This window comes from Phyllobacterium sp. P5_D12 (genome assembly GCF_054049495.1).
Genome location: NZ_JBFUMG010000642.1, coordinates 1 through 2,354 on the forward strand (window position 1 = coordinate 1; position 2,354 = coordinate 2,354).

Annotated in this window: 1 protein-coding gene and 2 pseudogenes; all 3 read right to left on the bottom strand. The window is 56.0% G+C overall.

All coding sequences use genetic code 11. From position 1 onward, the window contains the following. Nucleotides 1-503 (bottom strand): annotated as a pseudogene (locus tag ACXJ5O_RS24655) (quinoprotein dehydrogenase-associated putative ABC transporter substrate-binding protein); the annotation flags it as partial. After that, on the bottom strand, nt 504-1,028 hold the full coding sequence (locus ACXJ5O_RS24660) for a c-type cytochrome, methanol metabolism-related (protein WP_457302204.1): 525 nt from the start codon (nt 1,026-1,028) through the stop codon (nt 504-506). 176 nt (nt 1,029-1,204) lie between these two features. Beyond that, a pseudogene (locus ACXJ5O_RS24665) lies at nt 1,205-2,354 on the bottom strand (PQQ-dependent dehydrogenase, methanol/ethanol family); the annotation flags it as partial.

The following is a 2,354-nucleotide window of genomic DNA, read 5'->3' on the forward strand; positions in this document are numbered from 1 at the left end:
ACCTTGGCGAGGTTTGCCGACGGCGGTGTTCCGGCAACAACGCCAATTTTCTTGTCCGCCAATTTGCCGTCCTCGATCGTATCCACACCATCGAGGCCGCTGTCTTTCTTGTAGATCATCACATAGGTCGAGCGGTAATAGGCATTGGTATTCTGGACGAGTTCGTCGCCTTGCGCGTATCCCATGATAATGTCGCAGCGATTGGCTCGGAGCGTGCTGCGGACGAACCCTGTTGCCATCGGGAACCATGTATAGGCTACCGATTTACGCCCGGTCTTTGCGGCCACGAGTTCAGCCAGCTTGTTTTCGAATCCCTTGCCGCTCTCGTCGGAGAACGGCATATTGGACGGATCAGAACAAACACGCAGGACGTCAGGATCGACCAGTTCGCCCGAGGCTCCGATACCTGCACCTTGTGCAAAGGCACCGGACGGCACGGCAAGTGCCGCCGCCACTACGCCACCGGCTATCCATTTCATCAGTGGTCGTGCAATTCGCATCATTTATCCACCCATACAGGAGTCTTCTGCCTCTGTGGCTGCAGGTGGCTTGTCCTCATGCTTCGCGGGCCGCCCTCGCGGCAGATCACCCACGGCGCGCGCGCGCAGATAGACATAGAGGTCGTCCATGTAGCAGTAGACGTTCTTGTTATTGCCAAAAGCCGGCATCACCTTGTCATTACCATTTTTGAGGTTTTTGCGGCCCTCGGCAACTGTCGACAAGAAGTCGGCATAGCTCATTGTCTTCAGCGAATCTGCCAAGGCCGGAGCGAAGGAAGAACCTGCACCATCAGCGCCGTGACAGACGAAACAATCTGAATTGAACCGGCGAAAGCCGCTATAGGTGTACCAGTCAACCGTACCGTCGGCCTGTATCTTGAATGTTGGAGTTCCATCCTTATCGGCATATTTGCCGTTTTCGTCGGAGGCAACAGCTGCTGCGGCTTTGTCATCGGCGTAGGCGCTGCCGAGGCCCGCTACAAGCGCAAGACCGGCAGTGACGGCAAGCAATGTTATTCGAATAGGCATACAAGAACCTCGCATTCAACTCGTCAACTCGGGTCAGCACCTTGCGGCGCCGCCTGGACGGTTGTTTGAATCGTCAATCTGGGTCAGGTGACACGGGGGGCCCGGCCTGGTTGAAACCGGGCGCCCATTATTCAAAGCCTGCATCCGCGGGCTCACTGTGTCAGCTTCGTTCCCGATTACTCAGGAACAGCGAAAACGGTCAACTGACCGCCCAAGGCCGTGTAGTCGGAAAGAGCGGCATAACCGCCCACCGCGCCAAGGCCTTCATTCGGCTTCGTCAAGCCGGCGGCAAGACCGATACCAGCCCATCCGCCAACACCGGACAGAACGGCAACATATTGTTTGCCCTTATGTTCGTACGTGGTGACGTTACCGATGATGCCGGACGGTGTCTTGAACTTGTAAAGTTCCTTGCCGTCCTTATCGACCRCCTTCAGATAGCCCTCGAGCGTTCCGTAGAAGACGACGTCGCCATCCGTTGCCAAAGCGCCTGACCAGACCGAGAACTGTTCGGGTTTGGACCAGACGATCTCACCCTTCGCCGCATCCCATGCGATGAAGTTACCCATGCCGCCATGGCTGTTCGGAGCTGGATACATGGACAGTGTCGCGCCGACATAAGGCTGACCGGCAGTGTAACTGACCTTGTAGGGCTCGTAATCCATGCAGACATGGTTTGTCGGAACGTAGAAAAGCTTGGTCTTTGGCGAATAGGCTGCCGGCTGTTGATCTTTCGTACCAAGAGCCGCCGGGCAGATGCCCTGCGCATTGACGTCCTCTTTTGCCGTTGAGTACTTCGCTACGAGCTTCGGACGGCCATAGGTCTTGCTGTCCTTGTCCATATCGATTTCGGACGCCCAGTTCACTGCCGGGTCGTATTTCTTTGCGACCAGGAGTTCGCCGGTTGCACGATCCATCGTATAGGCAAAACCGTTGCGATCGAAGTGCACGAGGACATCACGCGGCTTGCCACCGACTTCGATGCCATCCGCCAGGATCATTTCATTGATACCATCATAATCCCACTCGTCATGCGGGGTCATCTGGTAGAGCCATTTCGCCATGCCTGTATCGGCATCGCGTGCCATGATGGTCATGGACCATTTGTTGTCACCCGGGCGCTGACTTGGGTTCCAGGTGGATGGATTGCCGGTACCGTAATAGATCAGGTTCAGCTTGGGATCGTACGAATACCAACCCCAGGTCGTTCCACCACCGACTTTCCACTGATCACCTTCCCAGGTCTTGGTGCTAGAGTCTGCTCCAATAGGCTTGCCAAGCTCCATAGTCTTTTCCGGATCGACCAAAGTCTCCTTGTCGGAACCC

Excerpts from the sequence above, each read along its gene's own strand:
- ACXJ5O_RS24660 (WP_457302204.1), bottom strand. The coding sequence starts at position 1,028 with ATGCCTATTCGAATAACATTGCTTGCCGTCACTGCCGGTCTTGCGCTT.